General features: G+C 61.9%; 18 protein-coding genes. 6 read left to right on the forward strand and 12 right to left on the reverse strand.

From position 1 onward, the window contains the following. Nucleotides 1-52: 52 nt before the first annotated feature. Entirely contained in the window at nucleotides 53-2,248 is a 2,196-nt protein-coding gene (locus tag G4G00_RS20750) for a TonB-dependent receptor (protein WP_240336198.1), read from the reverse strand. Nucleotides 2,249-2,328: 80 nt separating this feature from the next. Here G4G00_RS20750 and G4G00_RS20755 point away from each other — a divergent pair, with 80 nt between their 5' ends. From G4G00_RS20755 to G4G00_RS20765, 3 genes are all read left to right on the forward strand, one after another. Beyond that, the gene (locus tag G4G00_RS20755; protein WP_164276240.1) at nucleotides 2,329-3,189 is read left to right on the forward strand and encodes a helix-turn-helix transcriptional regulator; all 861 of its coding nucleotides are present in this window, start codon (nucleotides 2,329-2,331) and stop codon (nucleotides 3,187-3,189) included. Nucleotides 3,190-3,789: 600 nt separating this feature from the next. Further along, nucleotides 3,790-4,095 (forward strand): hypothetical protein, encoded by a 306-nt coding sequence (locus G4G00_RS20760; RefSeq protein ID WP_164276243.1) that lies wholly within the window; start codon nucleotides 3,790-3,792, stop codon nucleotides 4,093-4,095. A 194-nt stretch (nucleotides 4,096-4,289) separates the two neighbouring features. Further along, nucleotides 4,290-4,892, forward strand: a complete 603-nt coding sequence (locus G4G00_RS20765) for a hypothetical protein (protein WP_133249360.1) — start codon at nucleotides 4,290-4,292, stop codon at nucleotides 4,890-4,892. Between the two features lie 505 nt (nucleotides 4,893-5,397). Here the strand turns inward: G4G00_RS20765 and G4G00_RS20770 are convergent. From G4G00_RS20770 to G4G00_RS20815, 8 genes are all read right to left on the reverse strand, one after another. Beyond that, a complete protein-coding gene (locus G4G00_RS20770) occupies nucleotides 5,398-5,922 on the reverse strand; it encodes a Mov34/MPN/PAD-1 family protein (protein WP_164276246.1) in 525 nt (174 codons plus the stop codon). Continuing rightward, nucleotides 5,894-7,240: a ThiF family adenylyltransferase gene (locus G4G00_RS20775; RefSeq protein ID WP_164276249.1), complete on the reverse strand. Its 1,347-nt coding sequence runs from the start codon at nucleotides 7,238-7,240 to the stop codon at nucleotides 5,894-5,896. The genes G4G00_RS20770 and G4G00_RS20775 overlap by 29 nt, the downstream gene beginning before the upstream one ends. A 444-nt stretch (nucleotides 7,241-7,684) precedes the next feature. Beyond that, the gene (locus tag G4G00_RS20780; protein WP_164276252.1) at nucleotides 7,685-8,818 is read right to left on the reverse strand and encodes a hypothetical protein; all 1,134 of its coding nucleotides are present in this window, start codon (nucleotides 8,816-8,818) and stop codon (nucleotides 7,685-7,687) included. 10 nt (nucleotides 8,819-8,828) lie between these two features. Further along, nucleotides 8,829-10,334 (reverse strand): SAVED domain-containing protein, encoded by a 1,506-nt coding sequence (locus G4G00_RS20785; RefSeq protein WP_164276255.1) that lies wholly within the window; start codon nucleotides 10,332-10,334, stop codon nucleotides 8,829-8,831. A 1,523-nt stretch (nucleotides 10,335-11,857) separates the two neighbouring features. Beyond that, the gene (locus G4G00_RS20800) at nucleotides 11,858-13,180 is read right to left on the reverse strand and encodes a S41 family peptidase (protein ID WP_240336199.1); all 1,323 of its coding nucleotides are present in this window, start codon (nucleotides 13,178-13,180) and stop codon (nucleotides 11,858-11,860) included. 129 nt (nucleotides 13,181-13,309) lie between these two features. Further along, nucleotides 13,310-13,735: a hypothetical protein gene (locus G4G00_RS20805; RefSeq protein WP_164276267.1), complete on the reverse strand. Its 426-nt coding sequence runs from the start codon at nucleotides 13,733-13,735 to the stop codon at nucleotides 13,310-13,312. A gap of 91 nt (nucleotides 13,736-13,826) precedes the next feature. Next, on the reverse strand, nucleotides 13,827-14,960 hold the full coding sequence (locus G4G00_RS20810; RefSeq protein ID WP_240336200.1) for an XVIPCD domain-containing protein: 1,134 nt from the start codon (nucleotides 14,958-14,960) through the stop codon (nucleotides 13,827-13,829). A 32-nt stretch (nucleotides 14,961-14,992) separates the two neighbouring features. Beyond that, nucleotides 14,993-15,397 (reverse strand): hypothetical protein, encoded by a 405-nt coding sequence (locus G4G00_RS20815; protein WP_164276270.1) that lies wholly within the window; start codon nucleotides 15,395-15,397, stop codon nucleotides 14,993-14,995. 819 nt (nucleotides 15,398-16,216) lie between these two features. Here G4G00_RS20815 and G4G00_RS20820 point away from each other — a divergent pair. After that, on the forward strand, nucleotides 16,217-16,564 hold the full coding sequence (locus tag G4G00_RS20820) for a hypothetical protein (protein WP_108754460.1): 348 nt from the start codon (nucleotides 16,217-16,219) through the stop codon (nucleotides 16,562-16,564). Then, nucleotides 16,561-17,133: a cold-shock protein gene (locus tag G4G00_RS20825; RefSeq protein ID WP_205515587.1), complete on the forward strand. Its 573-nt coding sequence runs from the start codon at nucleotides 16,561-16,563 to the stop codon at nucleotides 17,131-17,133. The genes G4G00_RS20820 and G4G00_RS20825 overlap by 4 nt, the downstream gene beginning before the upstream one ends. On the opposite strand, the gene G4G00_RS20830 is transcribed toward G4G00_RS20825, so the two are convergent. The 3 genes from G4G00_RS20830 to yidA all read right to left on the reverse strand — a co-directional run bounded on the left by G4G00_RS20830 (nucleotide 17,044) and on the right by yidA (nucleotide 21,349). Then, nucleotides 17,044-17,427 carry a hypothetical protein gene (locus G4G00_RS20830; protein ID WP_343125592.1) on the reverse strand — a complete coding sequence of 128 codons (384 nt, stop codon included), beginning with the start codon at nucleotides 17,425-17,427 and terminating at the stop codon, nucleotides 17,044-17,046. The two genes, G4G00_RS20825 and G4G00_RS20830, sit on opposite strands and share 90 nt — an antisense overlap. A gap of 263 nt (nucleotides 17,428-17,690) precedes the next feature. Further along, nucleotides 17,691-20,009, reverse strand: coding sequence for a TonB-dependent receptor (locus G4G00_RS20835; protein WP_164276276.1), 2,319 nt, complete (start codon nucleotides 20,007-20,009; stop codon nucleotides 17,691-17,693). Nucleotides 20,010-20,515: 506 nt separating this feature from the next. Beyond that, nucleotides 20,516-21,349 (reverse strand): sugar-phosphatase, encoded by an 834-nt coding sequence (gene yidA, locus G4G00_RS20840; RefSeq protein WP_164276290.1) that lies wholly within the window; start codon nucleotides 21,347-21,349, stop codon nucleotides 20,516-20,518. Nucleotides 21,350-21,516: 167 nt separating this feature from the next. Between yidA and G4G00_RS20845 the strand changes: the two genes are divergently transcribed. After that, nucleotides 21,517-22,179 (forward strand): exopolysaccharide biosynthesis protein, encoded by a 663-nt coding sequence (locus G4G00_RS20845; RefSeq protein ID WP_164276279.1) that lies wholly within the window; start codon nucleotides 21,517-21,519, stop codon nucleotides 22,177-22,179. Nucleotides 22,180-22,353 lie beyond the last annotated feature (174 nt).

Consider the following 22,353-nt stretch of genomic DNA (forward strand, 5'->3'; position numbering starts at 1 on the left):
GGACGACGGGGCGGCGCACGTTCTACGGCGCACCGCCCCTTTCTGCTGGACACTAGAAGCTCATGCTCACTTCGGCGCCCACAATGCGCGGGCTATCAATCGGCCCGTAGTAATTACCGTCGCGCCCGAAGGCCAGGTTGTCGAAGATCAACCCGTTCACACGCCGCTTGTTGGTCAGGTTCTGCACGAACAGGCGGCCGGTCCATGGGCCCTGTTCGTAGCCCACCTGCAGCCCGATGATGGCCACGGCCGGCTGGTAGGCACGGTTGCGCTCATCCAGCGCGCTGGAACCGGTAAACGCCGATTCCACCCGCCCGAAGACGCCGGACGGGTGCTGGTAGCGTGCCGCCAGATAACCCGTGTAATGCGGCGTCAGCTTCACCCGGTTGCCGGCCAGGTTTTCGTCTACCGTGGCCCAGAGCTTGGTGTACTTCGCATCCACATAGCCCACGTTGGCGGTCAGGGTGAAGCCCGGCGCCAGCTCATAGGCGCCTTCCAGTTCGGCACCGCGCGAGCGGATCGATGCATCCGAGCCCACGTAATCCGACGAGACCGGGCGCCCGTTGGCATCGGTGGCCACCTGGATTTCCTGCCAGTTGTCCGAGGTGATGTGGAACAGCGCGCCGCCGATATGGCCGCGGCCGCCGCCGACGTTCATCTTGAATCCCAGCTCGTGGCTCCACATCATTTCCGATTCGTAGCGCAGCACCTTGTCATTCACTACATCGCTCTGCGCGGCGGCCAGATTGAAACCGCCGGGGATATATCCCTTGGCCGAGGCCGCGTAGAACGAGAGGTTGTCGCTGGCGTCGTAGCGCAGTGACACGCGCGGCAGGGTGGCATGGAAGGTGTGTTCCAGCGCGGCGTCGCGGTACAGCACCAGTCCACCTTCGGCCAGGTCCAGCGAACCGGCACGCTGTTCGGTGGAACGGCGTGCCTGCTCGTGGCGCAGGCCCAGGCTGGCGGTCAGCTTCGGCACGGCGGGGAAGGTGTAGCTGGCCGTTGCGAACACGCTGTAGTCCTGGCCCTTGGCAGTCTGCCGGGGTGCCAGGATGTAGCTGTTCAAGCCGCGGGTGATCGGCCCGACGAAGGTGCCCAGGATCGAATCCTTGTCGGTGCGGTAGGTGGAAACACCGGCCATCCAGGTCAGCGCCTGGTCATCCGGCGAGCTGAAGCGCGCCTCGGCATTCCAGGCGTCCTGCTTGTCATAGGTGCGCCCGGCCAGCGCCGCGCTCTCGGTCATGTCGAAGTCGTAGCCCGCCGAAACGTCCTCGTGGGTGTGGTAGGACGCGGCCACATCGAACGTACCGGCTTCCAACTGCCACTGCGCACTCAGGCCGGCCACCGTCTCATCTTTCTCGGTGCGCTTGGGCGCATCGTTGATATAGGTGAAGTCACCGGCCTGGCGCCCGCCGTTGAGGCGCGTGCCGTAGGTGCGGTTGTACAGGCCCACATCCAGCGGCAGGTATTCGTACTCGAACATGCCCGGCGCGCGCGTGCGCAGGTGGTAGGCCAAGGCATTCACGGTAACGAAATCGCTGGGCTGCCAGCGCAGCTTGCCCTGCAGGTACTGCTCGCGCACCTTGCCTTCGGTGCCATTGAACGGCGTGAGGTTGCGCAGGAAGCTGTCCTCGTCCGACGCCATGAAGGCGACCGAACCGGAGAGGTTGCCGCGCTTGCCCAGCGGCCCGGACACGAAGCCGTCCAGGCTGTTGCCATTGCCGTTGCTGAACCACGTGCTGCGCAGGTTCACCTCGCCTTCCATGGCATCGGTAGGGCCCTTGGTCTTGACCAGCACCAGACCCGATTCACTGTTGGCGCCGTACAGCGTGCCCTGCGGGCCGCGCAGCACCTCCACCGATTCCACCTGGTTCAGCACCGCGTTGCTCAGTTCCTTGAACGGAATGCCATCGATGTAGACCGACGCGCGGTTGACCAGGAACGGGTTGGATTCGATGCCGCGGATGGAGATGTACATGTCACTGAGCTGGCCCATCGCGTTGAACTTCACGTTGGGGGCCAGCTTGTCCAGATCGCGGAATTCGACCACGCCGGCCTCTTTCAGTGCCTCGCGGTTGAGCACGGTGACCCACAGATCGCTCTTCAGGTACGGGGTATCGCGCTTGGAGCCGGTTACCCGCACCCCGTCCAGCGTGGTGGGGCTGACGGCATCCTGGGCGAGCGCGGGCAACGATGGGGCAAGCAGAAGGGCCGCGATCGCAGCGGCCAAGGGAGTGGGGGAACGCACGGGAACCTCTTGAACGGAGACAGCGGCCGCAGGGGCCATCAATGTTATGATGTAACAATTCCATAACGGCGCTACTCCGTATGCCTGCGCACCGCTCCATTTCCGGCAGCAAGGTGACGGTGGCCCAGCAACTGGCGGCCACCACGCCGGTGCTCGGGTCGAACGGTGCAGGCAACCTGGCCTTCATCCATCACCACTTCCCCGCCAGCGCCGGGGCGATGGGCCACCCCACCCAGCTGCGGCTGGCGCTGGTGATCAAGGGCGGCGGCCGGCTGCAGCAGATCTGCCCACGGCGTGCCGCGCTGGACGCGCACTGGCACATCGGCCAGTTCAACGTGGTGCTGCCCGGGCAGACCGGCACCTACAGCAGCCCGGAGGTGGAAGTGCTGGGGCTGGCAATCGATTGGCCCGCACTGGGCGCAACGGCAGTCAGCCTGCCGACCCTGGCGCCGCTGGCCGGCGCGCTGCACCGCGACGCCACGGTGAGCGCGCTGCTGCATGCGCTATGGGCGGCATCGCGTTCGGGCGTGCTGTCGGATGAACTGCTGCACGCCTGCGGCAACGCTGTGCTGGATCGGCTGGTGCAGATGGCGCAGCGGCCCGCCGCGCTTTCTGCGGGGGCGCGTGTGTTGTCGGCAGTGCAGATGAAGCGCTTGACCGACTACATCGATGCGGCGCGCGACGTGCGCCTGACCGTGCCGATGATGGCCGATGCGATTGGGGTAGATGACACGCGGTTGAGCCGTGGGCTGCAGGCGGCGGCGGGGATGTCGCCGTACCAATTCCTGGTGCACCGGCGCATGCATTGGGCGCGGGGTGAGCTTGAGCGCGGGGTGAGTGTGATGCGAGTGGCGCAGTCGGTGGGGTATGCGAACGCGAGCAAGTTTTCGGCGGCGTACCGGCGGATTATGGGGTGTGCGCCGTCGGCTTCGGTGGGTTGATGGGGGTTATGGGTTGGTGGTTTGGGATTGGGCGGCTTTTGTTGCTTGTTGAAGGGCGAAGTTGACCGATGGGGCTAGTTCTGGAGCTTGCTTGCAGGCCGCTGTGATCTGATCAAGGAGGACGGATAGACGTTGGGCTGAGGGCTGGGAGTGGGCGTTCCAGGCGCGGTGCTGGATTTCGTTCAACCACTTCAGGCAATTGAGTTGGGTTGCGGGTGGGAGGTCTGGATCGGACCAGATGCTTCTGCCGGCGATCGTGAGTTCGAGCCAGAGTTGGGTGCAGAAGTGTGGTGCTTGCGACCCGGTGAGGGTGAGGAGGTGTTCGCGCATATGGGCTCATCTACTGCTTGAGAGGGGCATGGCCGCTATCGGCCAAAAGCAGACATTTGCACGCCTGTTGGCTGATGGCTGGATCGGCCTCTGAGCCCACCACTCGGTCCGGTTACGCGTCAGCTTGTTAGCCGGAGCCGCTCACCCTAAAATCGAGCCGCGTCAACGGTACGCGACATCATCTTATGGTCTGTGGGTAAGGCGAATAGTCGGATCTGCGGATCCGTCCGATCACCATCTAATCAATAGTTTGTCGCTTAGGGAGACCATATGCGTGCCGAGAAGAAGAAAATCGATGGTGATCTAACTCTTACGGACGGTCTCGCTCTCTACGGACAGGCGTCGGGGAACATTGTCGTAACTGACGGTGGCGAGCTGCACCTTTACGGAGTTTGCGGTCGCAACCTCACGGTCCAAGAAGGCGGGAAGGCCATCATCTACGGCATGGTCAGTGGCCATGTCGTCAATGACGGAGGATACCTTCAGGTACTGGGGACGATCGTGGGATCGTTGCGCTCGCCCAGCGGGGACACCGAGGTCAATCCAAATGCTTCAGTTATTGGCGGCCGCGGCTAACAGTTCATTCAAGCCGAACCCGCTTCGCGGCGCGGCTTAACTCAGTTTTTAGGCGCTCAACGGGGGAACAGGCTTTGAAGCTACCAAATTGGTTCAAGATCATCTGGTGGCTGCTACTAGTCGGCCTACTATCGGCGTTCCTGTTGCATCGCTACCCAGAGCTAGCGCTCGGTCGTGCGGTTCCAGCAGACATCGTGGTATTTGTCATCTGGGTCGCGCTTCTGCTAGCTCCGCTGTTCAACGAGGTGTCGCTACTCGGGGTCACCCTCAAGCAGCAGATTGACGAACTTAAAGAACACGTCGCAAATCAGATCACGGAAGTAAAGAGCGAGGTTAGGAACGCAGTCGATGTCCGTGCCACGTTCAGTCCACACTTCAACATCCCTGCGCCCGCAGCTGACGCACAGCTTCCCGAAATAGAGCGACGCATCAAGTCGGCAGTCTCGGATGCGTTGGCAGAGCACGGGATTCGGCAGCCGCCCCCGCCAGCTCAAATTTCTGTATCTAACGATGTGGCGCTCTTGTTCGCCACTCGCTACAACCTAGAAAAGGAGCTTCGCCGTATCAGTGAGGCACGACAGCTCACGGCGGAGGCGCGTCGACCGATGCCGTTGCATCATCTCATTCGTGCACTCATCCAGGCCGAGCTGCTAGAGTCTCCGATGGCAAGCGCTATTCGAGAGGTCTATTCCGTCTGCACGCCCGCGATCCACGGCGAAGAAGTGACCTCGGCTCAAATTGCGTTTGTACAAGATGTTGGTCCAGAACTGATTGCAGCACTGAGGGCCATCACATGAGACACGCGCCTAACAACTCATTCAAGCCGACTCCGCTTCGCGGCACGGCTTAACTCAGGCGTTGTAACTCCGCTTCTGGCCGCAGGATGGATCGGCCAGGATTTCGTAGACAACTCAGAGCCATAATCAATGGTAACGAGAGATGTGTCTATGACGAGCAAGCAGTACACGGCTGAGTTCAAGGCCGAGGAAATCAAGCAGGTGATCAAGCGCGGCTTCACGGTGGTGGGTTAGGCGGCGCGCATTGGCATCCCGAAACACGATGTGCAGCTAGGTGTAGACGTGAGGGCCAATGTCGACGCTCCATCTTTCAGTGCAGACGCACGCAATCGCGACATCCGTTGATGTCCGGGGTTTGAAGGCCGAGCTAGAGCGCGTGGCCGCGGAACACGACTTTCCAAAGAAAGCGGCTACTTACTTTTCGAAGGGTGAGGGCGAAGTTCGCATTCATGGGCGACCAAGCTTGGGTCGCTTTTTTGAACAAGTGCACACCTACCCGTTTGCTTCAACCCGCAGGCAATGCGCCTCCTGAGTTGACCAATGCCGTGGTGGCGCCGTTTCGGAACAAAGTAACCGAAATCCGCCAGCCCGCGCGCGATCCGCCGATGATCACCAGCAGTGGCGAAGGACAGAGATAGGATCTATCTCTTGCGATCGCCTGCATGGCGCTCAGGTCCGAATGGCTTGGCGAAGGCGATGCATCAGGGTGGTAATGCCATTCTCCCAGGTAATGCAGGCCAGCCTCCCACCGCTGACGCAAGAGCTCGGCCAGCCCTTGGCCGGAACGTTGAAACCATGCCCATCCTGCCAGCGACCCCTCCGGCTGGGGCGTGGCCTCCAGAACATCAGCGACCCATCCGATGGGTCCATAGCGGCCAATGAGGATGCCGCCGGTTTCCTTCTTGCCGGCCGCTGAGGCTGCCGCAATCATGCCCTGAATGGCCGCAGGCCCTAGCCACACCGAGGCACCCTCGTCTCCGGTAGCGATGAATTCCTGCGGCTCAAGCGTCGGTACGTTCAACGCTTCCATCCTCATGCTGTTTGTACAGCGCCGCCACCGTTTGTCGATCCACGATGGAACGCCTCACAAAATTGGTACCGACTGCCGCCCACAGGTTGACATCGCCTGCAGTGGCCGGGAAGACCGGATGCCAGCACCCAATGCCCTCCATTTCGCCAGAGCCCTCCAAGTCTCCAGGGGGCGCTACCGCCAAAAATTTCGCTAGTGCCTCAGCTGCCGGGAACCTGGCACCAGTAGCGGCGTAGGCAAAGAGCCCTTGTGCCTGCCAGGTCATTGCCAGACTTACAAAGGTCCGGTCCATACCCCAGTCAAAAGCCTCCATCGCCTTAAGTACGGCATCGGATGCGGTGCAATCCACGACGACGTCCCAGCTGGACAGTTCTCTGGCGTCTGCAGCGTTGAGCGGTGGAAACGAAAAGTTCATCGCCTTCACGCGCGCATCTGGCATGGCTGCATTGAGGCGCTTTGCCATGCGCTCGGCTTTGGACTGCCCTACATCGGAGAGTGTCAGCAGGTGGCGGCTGAGGTTGCCGACCGTCAAGGTATCCTCATCCAGCAGCGCCATCCGACTCATCCCCATTCGGAGCAAATTTTCGGCAACCGCCGCGCCAAGGGTTCCCACCCCCAGAACGAGGATAGATTTTTCGCGAACTTCCTGCTCGGCCTGGCCACGCTTGCGTAGCTGGTCCGGCGCCCAGTTTGCGGTGCGTCGCCAATTCAGTGGCCGATCTGCGCGCGCCGCTTCTCGATCCCATTTTCCTCGGGTAGCCAAGGTCGCTCGGAAACCATTTCGGACCTCGTTCCTGCCGCACAACTGCATGTTTCGCACTGCCAACCAGTGTAGACGCTGCAGCGGCCCACCTACGAGTTCGGCTAACGGAAAACCGAGTAGCAGAGTGACCGGCAAGGGGCGATTGGGGCGTTGCGTACGCCGAAGCACCGCGCCGGCCTCGGCAAGAATGGAAGGAAGATCAAGCCCGGCGTGCGCGCACAGCTCGGTGAGCTGATCCCACGTTGTGGGAGCTTGCCAAGGCTTTACCACGATCAGGGAGGGCAATGCGATCCAGACCGCGTCCGGCACCAGATCGCGACGGGGAATCGCCTCGGACCAACAGATCTCCCGCAGCGAGCGCATGCGCTTGTCCATGAAGCGGCTGACAACGGCGGTATCGAACGCCCCCTGGACCGGCGTGACCGTGGCAAAGCCCCAGGGGTGCGAAAGGCCATCAATCCACCCCATTTCGTGGAGGGACTCAGAAAACCCCAGCATCGTTCTCGGCGGCGTGACGAACTGCGTGGGCAGCTCCAGCGCATCCCCTTCAATCATCAAGGTGTCCTGCCCGGCCGCTTGGATCCACTCCAGCAACCGACCGACATGCCAACTCACCCGCTGCGGCAGCTCTTCAGGCTCCCCTGCCCATCCAGCTCGCTGAAACACGGAGGCGGGCCTAACCAGACACGGCTTACCCAGCCGCCAAGGCCGGCCTTCGGCTAGCTCTACGTTGAGGTCCTGGTGAGGAAAAGTAACCCGAATGCCGCCGTTAACGTCGGGGAAAATTCCAATGGCTGGATCAATCGCCGATCCAGACACCACCAAGTGCCACCGGGTCCACTCCGGTAGATTTTGGGTTGGAGCGCAGCAGAGCTGCGCCTCCAGGGGAAGTGACCACTCATCCTCAGACCATTGTTGCCATGGTCCTAGTACTTGAAGGCGGGCATCGTAGGGAAAGCCGGCAACAGCTGTGTCCAGATCGAAGCGGGTGAGCATGGGTCAGGCAAACCGCCCAGACTGCCGAGGCACGGCAGGGGCGGCCGGCGCGGCGAACCCGCGTCCACGATCACCGCCACCGGGGCCAGGAAGGGGAAAGCTATTCCCCAGCAGCTCTCGCCACAGTGCCCCGCTAGCATCCTTGTCGGTTTCGTCAAGTGCACGTCGGGCAAGCTCGGCCGCCTCACCTACCTTGACCATAAAGGCGAGGAAATCCGCTCTCCCCAGGCGCTGCAAGACGTTATGGGTAGGCACACCGTGGTCGGCGAGGAACGGAACGACGCCCGCTTCAGCATGGCCGGCCCAGGTGTCACGAATCCCTTCAAGCGCCAAGGTGACGCCTTCCGCAACACTCTGTATGCCATTGGGCAAGACCGCGCCGATCATATGCTCGAGCGGGTAGCCCTTCGGATACTTGGGTAGCGTGTCGGCGTGCTCGTGCCGCCACCACTTGATTGACCGAACCACGTTGATGAAATGACCATTGCAGTTGCGGTTCTTAACTGCCGCCCACTGGATCTGCGCCAGCGGATGGGTGGGGCCCCATTTCTGCACCGGACGGTCAGGCAGCATCAGCGGTTCATCGCGCCAGGTAGAGGCTTCTTCAGCAAGATTCATCAACCCGCCGTTGGCACGCTGAGGATCCCACCCTTTGTTGAGCACCCAGTCGCTGCGCTCTTCCAAGGACTCATCCAGCTGCACTGCCTGGCTTCGATACAACGACTCCAATGCGGCGCGAGCGGTATGCTCTACCGGCAGCGCAGTCACCACTAGGTCCAGGTCGACGTAGGACATTTCGATACCGAACGAACGATCCTGCTGGGCCCACTTCCCGTGATAGTGTCGCTCCAAAAATGGTTCAAATCGCTTCATCGCCACCAAGGGCGTTTCCCGGCCGTAGTCAATGGTCGTAACAATGACCACATCCACATCCGAGCGTTTGCCACCGGTCGGGCGTACGGCAGTGGACCGGCGCACGCTACCCTGCAGGAAGGTAGCCGTAATGATCGGCGACAATTCCGCGTCAGCCATCAGGCGGGTGCGCAGCGTGTTCGAGCCACGCTTCCATTCCTCGCGATTTCTTTCGCTGGGGCGGATGTCCTGCAAAAATTCAGAAAACTGGGGACGAAGTTCCATGCCGATACCCTTAAATGGCGAAAGTTGAGTGGTAGCTCCCGTCTATCTGGCCAGCCATGTCGTACTCATACGGGATGCAGCGGCCGATCGCGTCGATGTGTTGTCCCAGAAGGAAGGCAAAAGCGTTGGGGGTGGCTAGGAAAAGGTGCGTCGTGTTGCCCGGCTTGCGGGCATCTTTCACTAGCCCGGCAATGTGCTGGGCAATAGCTGCAGCATGCTGGCCACCGGCAATAGTCATGGGGCCAGCGCCGTCAACAAGCGATACGCCGATCACCGTGCCGACCTGTGGCAGATAAGCGGCGACGAATTCTCCAACTTTCTGGCTCACATCCTGACTCAGACCAACAGCGACTGCGATGTCGCCACCCTCCCCCAGGATCTGCACGTCTACTAGCGGCTCCGGCCCTGCGGTACCGTCTTGCGCATCCCACACGATCCCGGGGTTCCTGTCACCGCGCTGAACAATCTCAACATCGGCGCCTTCCTTGAAACGTAGCGCCGCTCCTGCCAGATAGGCGATGGACGAATGCGTCTCCAGAAACAAGCGCATGGACGGGGTCTGCGCCAGCTTGGTCTTGAGGAATGCGCTCACCTGCCCCCGCACCTCCTCCCAGCTGTGTCCATCTTTTAGCCATCGACCCGAAAACCGGTCAATCAAGTTCAGGGTGTTGTCCGGCTCCGCGTCGGCCATGTGCATCGGGGTCGACCGTGGGTCATAGGTTGCAATGGCCACACTTCGGCGAGGCTTCGGTTTGGAACCCAGATACCACTTCTCGTTGGTGCACCACTGGTGGAAACCAGCCCGGTCGAAGCAGTTGATTTTTTTGCTCACCAGCTGTTTGGCGGCATCATCGTAGAGAAATACCGTTTCGTTCTCGTGACCGGCCAAGCCCACCAGACGGAACTGTGTGCTTACTTGATGACGCATTTTTTCCAAGTCAGGCTGACCATCATGGATGTAAAACCGATCCAAAATGGCATAGAGCTCATCGTCGCTGGCCAAGCCCAGATGCTCACGCCAGCACTTGCGCACCCTTCCCATTTCGCTGTTGTCGGTCTTTCCTTCCTTGAGCGCCTGAAGCCGCAACGAGCTGTCTTGGCCGCCCACCAATTTGCCCAAGGGATCTCCATCGGCGATGCGATCAGTGGTTACCAAGTGAAACGCCGCACCTTCGCCGGCCATCTTTTGGGCATCTCGCAACCGCTCTAAGATGGAATGCGCAGTGGCATTAATAAACTTGGGGTTGATCAAGTCGGAAAACCCGAACCGGCCGGCCTTGTTGGTATGCCACTTAATCTGATGATAGTCGGCGGTGACGTATCCCGGACCGGAGCGCCTTGAACGGCCAGGGTTGTACCGGACGACAACATCGTCAAAGGCCTTGGGGCCATCGGCCTCGAAAGTAACCTCAACTACATGGGGTTGATGGGGATCCAGCAGCAACGCGGCATGGGTCCAGAAAAAACGAGATTGGTAGCTATCGCCATGCCATCGGGGCTCTACAGCACTTGCCATGTGTCTCTCCCAAAGGTGCAATCCGTGCGATAGGTCACAATATTAGCTCAGCCGCGCGTCGACTGCACCCCCTCCAGCCGCGCGACCATGCAGGCTAACTTGTTGATTTAACAAGACCACGATCCGGAAGACGTGCTCGACCGCTACGTCTAAGCAATCCAACGCCGGGTTGCTTGATCCGGCGTAAAGATGGACCGCGCTCGCATGTCCGCTATCGGCCAGAAGCGGACGTTCAACGACTGAGTCAGTCCGCGTTGCAGTAACAGCGTCGGCTTGAATGACTTGTCATGCCGCTGCCAGCTAGCTCACGAGCACTGCTTGAAGCAAGTGAGCGGCAAGGATGGCTGCTGGGGGAAGGACTGTGCACAGTAGGAAGACTCCGAGGCAACCAGAGCTACCTGCCGCAAGCGCGGGATGAGCTGAATCCTTTCTCCAGACGAGTGCCTGCCCGTATATGGGAAACAGAGCAATCTTTGGATATTTGATGGAAATAGGCCCTTGTAACTCCCATCCTGCGGCAAGGCGTTCATTGACCTTCTGCACCAAGGCATCGTTGCTGGGAGCGAGCTCAATCGTGTATTTGCTTACAGAGTGGTTGGTGGGAGCCATGCTCAACCTGCGCCGCTCGTAATGCCCCTTACCAGCGCCTGGCCGTACATAGGCAGTGCAGCATTGGCTGGGTACTCGATGCTCAGTCCCCCTTGAGGCGTCCAGCCGGCGTCAATCAAGCTGTTTACCTCACTCAGAAGCCTCTCCTTGCTAGGAGCGATGACGACTGTATAGGTACCGGTGGCTTCGGATTCCACGTATTTCCTCCTCGTGAACACTGACGAGCGATAGACCTGATCAGCTGCCTGACGCCTGAATCAAGCGGCGCCGCAAAGCGTGTCAGGTTTGACTGAACTATCAAGCCGCACGAAAACCGGGCCCGCAGCCACAGTGGCAACATTTGACAGCCCAAAGGTTTCCAATGCGAAAAGGGCCGTAGATGAAAAAGCGCTTACTGCACCGGGGGCATAGAAACCTTGCCAGCCACACCCCATTGACCACCCCACCTACCATCCAGGCGAATGCCGCCCATGGCGCAGGATCGCCGGAGATTCCGATGGCTTTGAATGCGTATGTCGTCAGAACCACGGCTGGTATGAACAGCAGAAATCCGCCCCACAGGCATGCTTTTCCGACACAATATCGGCGCCATTTGCTGCTTTCACTCATTCCCTGACGCTCCCCGGTGCGCAGCTACCCAATAGTCGTACCCAGCGGCCGAGCTGTAGGACGTGTCCACATATCCTCCTATGCCGGGCTTTCGCCATGATATGGCTCGATACTAGGGCCGCGAAGTCTGGCTAACAAGCCGATGCATCGCCGAACCTGACGTCAGGCTCGCCCGTCGCGAAAATCATCGCATCGAGGTCAAAAGGTGCCATTCCGTTACCCCGATAGTCCTCCCCAACCCATATTCCAGCCCGATGGCCGCTTCCGGCCAGAAGCGGACGTCAAATTACGAAGCAGCACCAGACCTACGGCGCCGAACGGAGCCAGTCCGCGCCCATCTCGATGGCATCCTGATCCCCGCTCACAATGCTTTCCGGCACGATCCCCTTCGGGTACTCAGTACCCTCCCGGTCAGCCATTGCCGCTGTCGTCAGCAACAGCGCCCCGCCATCGGGAAGCGGGAAGGTGCTGTTGGCCGTCGCAAGTCCTGCAGTTGGCTGTCCAAAGAACCGGGTTCCGGGTCGCGCCCTGAATGCAACGGCCACGGCCTCACCGGAACTGGCCGTCCTCGGCCCCACCAGCACGGCTACGCGGCTGTTGGACAGATCAGCTTGGCACTCCGGGCTGGCGCGTGAGCGCCATTTCCTGGTCTTTCCCTGCCGATCGCGGAAGCCGCCTGCATCGCGATCGCCCAGCAGGGAGTGCAGCCCATTGAGCATGGGCCACATATTGCCACCGTTGTCCTGGCGGAGATCAACGATCCAGCCCTTGGTTGAGGTCGGTGCCAAGGTGGCGATACGGTTGCAGAGCTCCGCAGTGAACGCGCCCCTGTCGTCCTTGCCTATACCGCGCAACCCCGGCACCAGTATGTATCCGATGTCCGCAATGGATCGGGACTCCATCGGTCGGCTGCGAACGGCCTGCGCGCGATGCGTCGAGGCATCCTTCGGTGTTTGAAGCAGGCTGTGGCGGTCAGCAAGCGCGTCCAGCGCCCTACGCAACCCCGCATATGCCTCCTGCGCGGGAAGCTTCTTCTGATCGTCCGTGAGTAGCGCCGCTTCTTCGGCAGGCCAGTTCACGTTGCCTGTGTTCAACGCCTTCGCGCGAATGAGGGGCAGCGCATGCGCCAGCATGGCGTAGGCGGATACGCCAGTCGCTTCCACCGCCGCCGACGTGAGCGTGAGCTGTTCGGCGTGCAGGGCGCCTGCACTGCCCAAGGTGACCCCGAACTTGATGCTGGTGCTGGCTTCCGGAACATACAGCAGCAGGTCGCGGTCACCTGGCCCCTCACCGGCACGCACAGGCACGCCGCCGGAGCTGGCAAAGGCGAGCCGTCCCTTCGGGCCATCAGCACGAAGCCAGAGCGCGCCGGCGCCAGTCCCGTCATCCACGCGCAGCCGCCCGGCAAGCCGCACGTTCCTTCCTTTGAACGAACTGGCATCCAGGGATGTGATCGCACCAACGAAACTCGCCTCGCCGGTGGATTCGGCAGACAGCTCAATCGCAGCGCCGTCCTTATCCAGGACGTCGCCGGCGCCGTCGACCAGCGACTGTGCGCTGGTCCCCTTCCACACGGTTTCGCCCTGCGCGGGAGCACTGAAGATCACTGCCAGAAGCAGAACAACCATGCGTGGCATCGGCACCATCCATGTACACGAGAACGATGATCCTATGACGCTGCGGTTGGACCGGCAAGCGAGGCTGCTGCGTCATTGATCTGTAACGGGACAGCATTGCGCTGCACGATGTTCCTGCCTTCAGCCAGTAAAGCCCGAGCTGAATCTGCTCGACAGGGACGAGAAGAAGCAAAGCGCCAGAATGACGCCGTTCAGAACCAGCGATGCCTCGTAGAACAGCGATGCCGGGCGCGAGATGACATGGGGCGAATCAATCACCGTGAGTGCGCTCCATCCCACCGTGAATGCCAGAAACAACCAAGGGGCGAACGGCACAAAGAATGCAATTGCGATGAGAGAGGCCAAATAGCCAGTGACCAACAGGATACGCAGGAGCCCACACATGGGATGCGCCTTGCTGTACGCAACCACTCGATTCTTGATTCTAAGCCGTTCTTCCTGCAACAGCTTCGGTAGCGTTCTGGCACCAATTTCATCAAACACGATGCCGCCCACTGTGGCAACCAGAGTCAGCAGGACGAGCACGCGGAATGTGAGTTCGGTCATTGGGTCTGAATCAGCTGCGGCCTGGTTCGGGAGCGTCTCCAAACTGCATTGCAGCGCTTGCTTGACGGACGAGTTGGACCCTAGGTAGGAACTATCGAGAGAGCGATGGCCCGTCTTGCCCCTGAACCTGTCGCTCCGGCTGTTGTTCGATTCGCGTAGATTGAGATTGACTTAACCCATCAACCCGAAGAAGCGACTCAGCTTCAGGTGCGCGAAGCGCATCCAACGTACTCATTCCGGCGCGACGATGGGAGGGATCATTCATTGTGCCTTCCACTACGAACACCCGCTCACCGCGCGCCATGCTTTCTGTTGGGTTGCTCAGCGCGACATGGTCAACCCGAGAAAGACCCTCTTCCTTAGCGAGCACTAGAAGACTCGCTGACATTCGCTGACTCGACTCGTCCCATGGTTTTCCATGTTCTGCATCCAGGCGTTCCACACCCTCTTTGATCTGCAGATACAGAGCTCTATCCGCGGACCCAAGTTCCTTCACAGAAGCAATTCCCTGTTGGCGTGAACCGATTCCCTCGGTGACAGTGCCAGCTCCTTCCGCGACTTCACCACGTCCGATGTCCGGGTCCGGCTCCGGTCTGCGACGCTGCCTTGGCGCCACGTGTTGATCATAGTGCGCACCGTAGTAAAGCTCATAGTTCGCATGAGGGCCCACGGATGGCACCTCGGTCTTGAACACCTGAGCGATCTGATCAAGCGCCTCGTTACGACTGATCCGCCCAGCCTGCAGCTCTGCGGCGATGGCCCCGTATTGCCGAGGCCTATCTCCGGTGCCTGACACGCCAATGTCGGCGCCGCCGGCTGCGACAATCTCCTGCTGAACTTGCACATTGCTGAGAGTTGCAGCAGCCTCGCCCCGCAACAGGGTATTCACGTAGGCCTGCTTGGAAGTTGGATCGAGATGCTCGGAAAAGCCATGGTGTCCGACTTCATGAGAAAGAGAGCGGGCAATTCTGTTGCCCTGTCCGATTGCATCCTCATCAATGACAATCTTCTCACCAGGCACCAGGTAGGTACCGCCACCGGAACGTCCCCAAACGACTTCCAAACCGTCGCGTTCGACCTGCGCGAGACCTTCTCTAAGGGTCGCTGATTTGGCCAGTAGCGACACCAACGAGGGATCAGCGAGAGGAGATGCCGGGCGGGATGCGGTTTCAGGGCGACCGTCTTCCTGCTGCTGCGGCAGTCCAAATTCTTCACTACGATTCATGCTGCGATTCCTTCGCCATGGAAGAAAGTGGTTCAGCGCCTGCTGACCGACACATAGGTCACCGTCTTATGGTCGGACGCGAGACCAAGAACTACCTTCGCACCACTCACATTTGCTGACCAGTAGGGTCGCGAATCGGGCGCATCAGGGCGGGCCGGATACATTGTGAAGCCATCCCACAGGGCGCCATCCAGGACAATGCTCGGCAGCGCGACGTCGAACGTGAGGTTCGCATGGCTAGGTTCATCAGTTGCGCTTCGCAGTGAGATGTTCCGGATTTCGAGCGCGCCCAGCGCTCCACGCTCTGCTGTTCGCTCATCCCTTAGACCCTCACGCCTCACATCTCCCAGCTTCGTTTGAAGCTGCTTGCCCAACGCCTCGAAATCGTCAAGGCGTGTGGCAGACAACCGCTCGATGTCGTGCTTGAATCGATCCATTCCCAATTCACTCCTTGATTCGACAGATTGCCATTGATTCGGATGATCCGTTGAGGCCGGAGTCATGCCGGTTGAGCAGGCTGCCAATGCCACGACCGATGAAGCCACGAAGTAGCAGCGACCCGCTGTGGTCCAGATGTGATTCATAGTTCCGCCCGTTGATTAACAGAGCACTTCTCGAGCCATGTACCCATGAAAGTGCGTCGGGCACAAGTCCAACGTCTCCCGAATCTAGCACGGCATTTGCATGCCCCAGATGATGTCTGCGGGTTCAACTACCCGCTGTGACTTGGCTCGCACTTCGTGCCTCCCCGGCAACACTGCTGAAAGTTGGTGTCGTCGACAGACCGATCATTGCGAGGCAGCGCCTAGGTCGTTAGGCGCTTGCGAGACAATGTCGCGAATGCCACAGCAAGAACGTTCAAATCGTGAAGCGCTCCAGTTTCCCGATGAACCGCTGAAAGCCTTGCGCCCCAAACGCCTCACCGTGCAATCGCACTATGCAACAATTCTGAAAACGTCTCTGGCATTGGCGGGTTTGGCCCGCAGCCCTTGGCATTCCACATGACGGCAGGTAATCGTGGTTACGCCACCGCTCCTTGGTGGCCGGGCCTCGAAAACCCGCCGTTGTGATGATGTTTACGCTTACCAGCCGGCACTGCTTCGCGCGGTGCCGGCTGGTAATCCGTCTGCCGACTATGGCGGGCGGTGCGTGGGGGCTTCGTGCCCGCCGGGGATCATCACACGCCGGTTTTCGAGCCACGCATCGTCCGCCACCTTTATCGGTGGCGGCTTCTGCCTGCTTGCACGGAGCCTGCCATGACCACACCGCACTGCCCTCCCCCGCGCCCCATCCAGGAAGCGGCCGAACCCGCCCCGGACCCCACCAGCCTGCTGGCCATCCTGCGCAGCGTGGACGGCGGCGTTGCCGCTGACGGCCAGCCATGGCCGGAGCGCCACCCGCTGCGCAGCCGGCAGATCGCCCTGTGCGACGCCGACTGCGCCTTGGCCGGGCAACGCGTGGTGCAGCAACTGCTGTTGGCCGCCGAGCGCGCACGCCAGAACGGAGATCCTGACCAATACGTGGGCGACCGCGTGATGGAAGGTCTGGCGATGGCAGCGCTGGCGTTGAACAGCTTCATCCAGGACCGGGTGCGGCCGCAATGAGGGCGCGCCTGCTTGCGGCGGTGGCCGCGTGCGGCGTGGTGGCGGCCACGGTGTGGTGGCAGTGGCCCGCGGCGCCCGAGGACCAGGTGCACGCCTACACCACCTTGCAGGACTTCGATTACTCGCTGCTGGAAGGCGATGCACGCGGCCTGGCCACCGCAAAGGGCCGGCAGGGGTTCGACTTCCATACCGAGGATGGTGGCGCTGCGGCTTTCCAGGTGCGCTGCAAGGGCGTGGTGGTGATGGATGTGCAGAATGCCCCGCCGCTGGTGCTGATCCGCATGCCCGCCGATGCGCTGTGGCGGGCGCCGGATATCGCGCAGCTGCATCGGCGTTTCCAACGATGGCTGGGGATTGCGCCGGGTGATGTGGTGGGGGCTGGCGAGCCGTCGTGGGTGCAGGCGCGGATTCTGCGCATGCAGCGAGGGGTGCCGGATGATGCGCGGTGTGTGTTTGGGGTGGATGTCGGGGCTTCGGGGTCAGAGCCCTTTTCTGCGAAAAGGGATCTGACCCCGGGTGGCGCCCCGGCTGGCGAGGGCGGCCAGGCGGCGGCTGACCAGGCCGTATAGGTCCTGCAGTTCTGCGGCGCGTTCGGCGGTCATGTTGCTGCCAAACAGCACGCGGCCCAGGGCGCTGGCGTGGCTGTCGTGGGGGTGGCGCTGGCGGGCGCGGTAGACCTGCTGGAACACCAGCCAAGCCAGGCGCAGGCCGCCGCCCGGCAAAGGCCGCACCAGGCGTTCGTAGGCCTGCCAGAACTGGTACTCGGTCTGCAGATCGACCTGCGGGGCTGCATAAGGCACCGGACGCGGGCGTCCGTGGGCGCGCGGGCGGGTGGGCAGGAACACGGGGTCGGGCTGGGCCATGGCGACAGCATGCGCTGGCAACATTGTGGGAACCTTGCGTAGCTGCGCCCGATCGCTTGAGGGGTCGGTCCCTTTGCGGAGCAAAGGGCTCTGACCCCGGTTGCGAAGGGCATCCACGCATGGCGTGGATCTACTGCCGGCCCCGCGATCTGGTAGATGCCAACCTTGGTTGGCATGATTTTTCGGTGCCGGGAACATTGCGCGTGGGGTCATTGCGCCTGGGGTCAGAGCCCTTCCTGCGGAAGGGATCTGACCCCGTCCGTTCAGAACGCGATGGCGGTGCTGAACATCACCTGCCGGGGGGCGCTGCGCTGCAGGGTCTGGTAATCGCCCGAGAACGACGAGCCGGCGATGGTGGCGGTGCCGATATTGTTGCGGTTGAACAGGTTGCTGATATCCAAACGCAGTTCCAGACCGGGCAGCACGCTGCCCTGCCCCAGCGTGTAGGCGGCATAGGTGTTCACCTGCCAGAACGTGGGCACGCGGATATCGTTCTGGTAGGTGAAAGGCTGGCGCAGGTACGAGGTGCTGCTGGCACCCACGCGCCAGTCACCAAAGTGCGCCGACAGATCGCTTACCAGCGACACCTGCGGGTAACCGGGCTGCGCGTTGCCCTTGATGGGGTACACGGTATCGCCCACTACGAAATCGCTGTCGTAGTACGAACGGGCCACGGCCACGCCCTGGTAGAACTGCAGGTGATCGCCCAGATCGGCGGTGATGCCCAGGTCCGCCCCGATCACGTGCATCTTCGGCATCAGCCGCACGGTGTTGATCTGCGCGAACTGGGTTCCGACCGCCGCAGACAGCAGCCGATTGCGGATATCGCTGTAGAACACATCACCGGTGAGCGTGAGCCGGTCGAAGCGATGGGTGGCGCCCACGGTCAGGTTCCAGTTCTTTTCCGGCCGCAGGCTGCCGGCAATGCGGTCGAACTCTTCCTGGTCGGTCACGGTCCATGCCGAGGCGGTATAGCCGATGTTGCCGCGCTGGGCCACGCGGTAGCCGTTCATGCCGCTGGCCAGATCGATGAACGCGTCGGTGGATGCGCTGGGGCTCCAGAACAGCGAGGCATGGGGCAGGAAGTTGCTCTTGGCGCGCAGCGCGCCATATACCGGCCGGTCCGCCGCATCGCTGAGTCCACCGCCTTCGGTGCGGAAATCCACGGCCTTGAATCCCACGCCCAGCTTCAGGGTGTCGCGCAGCGCGATGTCATCGTGCAGGTAGAGCTGCCGCGAGCGCGTGACCCAGCGCGAGGCGTTGTCGGTCTGGAACGCGGGGCCGTAGACATCGAACGGGCCGGTCGCCTTCAGCGGTGCGCCCTGCCCCAGCAGCGGCTGCTGGTACCAGTCTGTGCGGGCCGCGGCCTTGCTCTGTTCCTGCCAGATGCCGGCGGTGAACGTGTGCGCGCCGGCTTCAAGCTGCAGATTGGCCATGCCGCCCAGACGGTTTACTCGCGGGGTCTGCACCTGTTCGGAGAACGGCGCGCCATTGGGCGAAGGCACGGTGGGGTCGGTCAGGGTGGCCTGGGTATGGCTGTTGGCGTTGTACAGCTGCACATTGCCACTGAGTGCCGGGGTGATCTGGAAACGGTGGTTGATGGACGCAATGCGGTCGCGGGTGATCTGGCCGGTGTCGTAGGGAATCAGTTCAGACAGTTCGCCGCAGGTATAGGCGCCGCAGGATGCTTCCGCGTTTTCCGGCGAGGCCACGTGGTACGCCCAGGCGTAATCCGGGTAGAAGCTGTCGGCCTTCCAGCCCAGCTTGCGGATCATGTCGAAGGAAATATTGTTGTAGCCCCAGACCTTGGCCTTGCTGTCTGACACGAACAGGGTGACGTCACCCCAGGCCACGTCCTGCTGTGCCTTCAGATTGCCGCGCAGGAAATCCTGCGTGCCGGCGCCCTGGTACTTGTCGGCCGACACACGCTGCAGGTCCACCAGTACTTTGGGGCCGTGTTCGCCCAGTTGCCCGCTCTGCGCGGAAACCGTGGTAACGAAGGTGCGGTTGCTGCCCACGCCCTGCTTCAGTCGCAGGCTGGGGCTGTCCTGCAGATCGCGCAGGCGGTATTCCAGGCTGCCGCCGTTGGCGCTGCTGGAAAACACGTGCACCGGCGCACCACCTGGGCTGACGGTGATGGCGCCGATGCCATCGGGCACGCCTACGTTCACCACACTGGCCCCGGTCAGCGAGAGGAAGCCGCTGTCGTTCAGTGGCACGCCTTCGAAGGTGATGCCCATTTCATTCATGCGGAAGCCGCGCACGAACAGGCTGGTGGCGGAAATATCCAGGCCCAGGCCGTCGGTGGCGGTGTAGCTGGCCCCGGGCACCTGCTTGAGCATGGCCAGGCCATTGTTTCCGGTGACCATGGCATCGAGATCGGTGGCGTTGATGACGTAGCGGTTGGGGCCGACCACCTGCGTGGGTGCAGTGGCGGCGCCGCGGGGCGTGGCGATCACCTGTAGAGCATTGAGGGTGACCGGGGTGTCGTGGGTGGTGTCGTGGGCTTCGATGGCATGGGCCGACGAAGCAATGGACAGAGCGATGGCCAGCGCAAGGCGCTGCGTGGGTGGCGTGTTCATGGGCGAATCCAGCTGCGTTGGGAAAATGGCGCAGGCGCACGCCCAGCACGGTGCAGCGCGACGGGCGGCGACCTGGCTGGCGGTGCGGTTGCGTTTGGGAGTTCAGGCGCTGTGCGCGCCTGTCAGCTGCAGAGAAGGACGATCATCTGCGGCCGGGTTCGAGGGCGTGATTTCGACGTGCGAAATTCTTGCATCGGCGGCCCGCGTTTGCCATCGCGCCGTAGTACAGCGGCGATATACGCGGGGATAGCCGCGTGGTTGGGGGCGACGCGTGAGGGGTCGGATCCCTTTGCGGAGCAAAGGGCTCTGACCCCGGTTGCGAAGAGCATCCACGCATGGCGTGGATCTACTGCCGGCCCCGCGATCTGGTGGATGCCAACCTTGGTTGGCATGCTTTTAGGTACCGGGAACATTGCCCGTGGGGTCAGAGCCCTTCCTGCGGAAGGGATCTGACCCCGGGCCATGTGCCAACCAAGGTTGGCACCTACCAGAGCCGGGGCGCGTGGTTACTGCAGCACGAAGCGCTCGATCGCGCGGGCCACGCCTTCGTCCGTGTTCGGTGTGGTTTCAAAACGCGCCACCGCCTTCACTGCGTCGATGGCGTTGCCCATGGCCACGCTGGTGCCGGCGAACTGCAGCATGGTCAGGTCGTTTTCCTGATCGCCAATAGCCATTACGTTGGCGCGGTCGATACCCAAGTGTTCGGCCAGGCGCTGCAGACTGGGCCCCTTGCCGGCGCGGTGGTCGAACACTTCCAGGAAGAACGGTGCGCTCTTCAGCACGGCGAAGCGCTCGGTCAGTTCGGCCGGCAGGCGGGTGATGGCTGCATCCAGCACGTCGGGTTCGTCGATCATCATCAGTTTGATGAAGGACATCGAGGGGTCCATGTCCTGCACGCGGCGGTACGACAGCGGCACGTGGGACAGGTGCGAGTCGATGACGGTGTAGCGGCTGATGTCCTGGTTGGTGGTGTACAGGCGCTGGCCGTCCAGTGCCTGGAAGTGCACGCCCAGCTGCCGCGAAACCTGTTCGCAGTACACGAAGTCATCGAAGCTGAGCGGGAATTCCACCACTGTTTCGCGCGTGCCGATGCGCTGCACCAGGCCACCGTTGCATGCAATGCAGTAATCGTCATTGCCGGTGATGCCCAGTTCCTGCAGGAACGGCGCCAGCCCGGACACCGGACGGCCGCTGGTCAGCACGATATGCACGCCCAGCGCGCGCGCCTGCGCAATGGCCTGCTTGGCGCGCGCGGTCAGCTTGTGCGCCGGGTCCAGCAGGGTGCCATCCATATCGATGGCGACCAGTTGGATGGTCGATTGCCTGCGGCCCATGTCCATCAGTTTCATTTCCAGCGCGGGGCCCTCCATTTTAGGCCAGGCCGACGGCGGCTGCCGTTCTCATGTGCGGTTCAGCCGCGCGCCGCCGTTGGCGGCCATACTCGGCAAGCCTGTGCGCCCCACCGCAGGACGGCCCCCTGACCGCCCTACCCTGGAGATCCAGACGCATGACCTACCGCGCCCCCGAGGCCACCGACACCGCCCCGCTGGCACAGCAGATTGAAGACCTGATTGACGGCCTGCCCGGCCAGCACATCCGCGTGGGCACCCTGCTGCGGGCGCTGGGCGATGAGGGGCTGATGTTGATCGTGATCCTGCTGTCGGCCATTTTCCTGATCCCGGTGTCCATTCCCGGCCTGAGCACGGTGTTTGGTGCGTCCATTCTGTTGATTGGCCTGAGCCGCGTGCGCGACCGGCCGCTGTGGGTGCCGCAGCGCCTGGCCGAGCGCGAGGTGGCCACCGACAAGCTGCGCGCCAATCTGGGCCGGGCACTGAAGTGGGTGCACCGCATGGAGCGTCTGTCGCAGCCGATGCGGCTGGCGGTGATGGTGCGCTCGAAGAAGATGATGCGCGTGAACAACCTGGCGCTGGTGGTGGCCACGCTGCTGCTGATGGCCCCGGCCGGGCCGATTCCCTTCAGCAATACGCTGCCCGCGCTGGCGCTGATGTCTTTTGCCATCGGTTTCATCCAGCGCGATGGCGCTGCGGTGGCGGCCGGCTATGCCTTCGTGGTGGCCACGATGGTGTACTTCGGCGTGCTGCTGGGCGGCGTGGGCTTTGCCGCCGAATCGGTGTTCAGCGGACTGCGCGGAAGCACCGCCGAGTTGTAGAGCCAAGCCATGCTTGGCTGCGCTTCGCTTTTGTAGAGTCGAGCTTGCTCGACTGCTCTTCGCCTTTCGTAGAGTCGAGCTTGCTCGACTGCTCTTCGCCTTTCGTAGAGTCGAGATCCTATGTTCGTGGTCAAGTCTGCTGGAAGCAGGCTTGACCCACTTTCAGCATGCTCG

Origin of the sequence: Stenotrophomonas sp. B1-1 (assembly GCF_010894375.1) — a bacterium.
Classification (GTDB): Bacteria; Pseudomonadota; Gammaproteobacteria; order Xanthomonadales; family Xanthomonadaceae; genus Stenotrophomonas.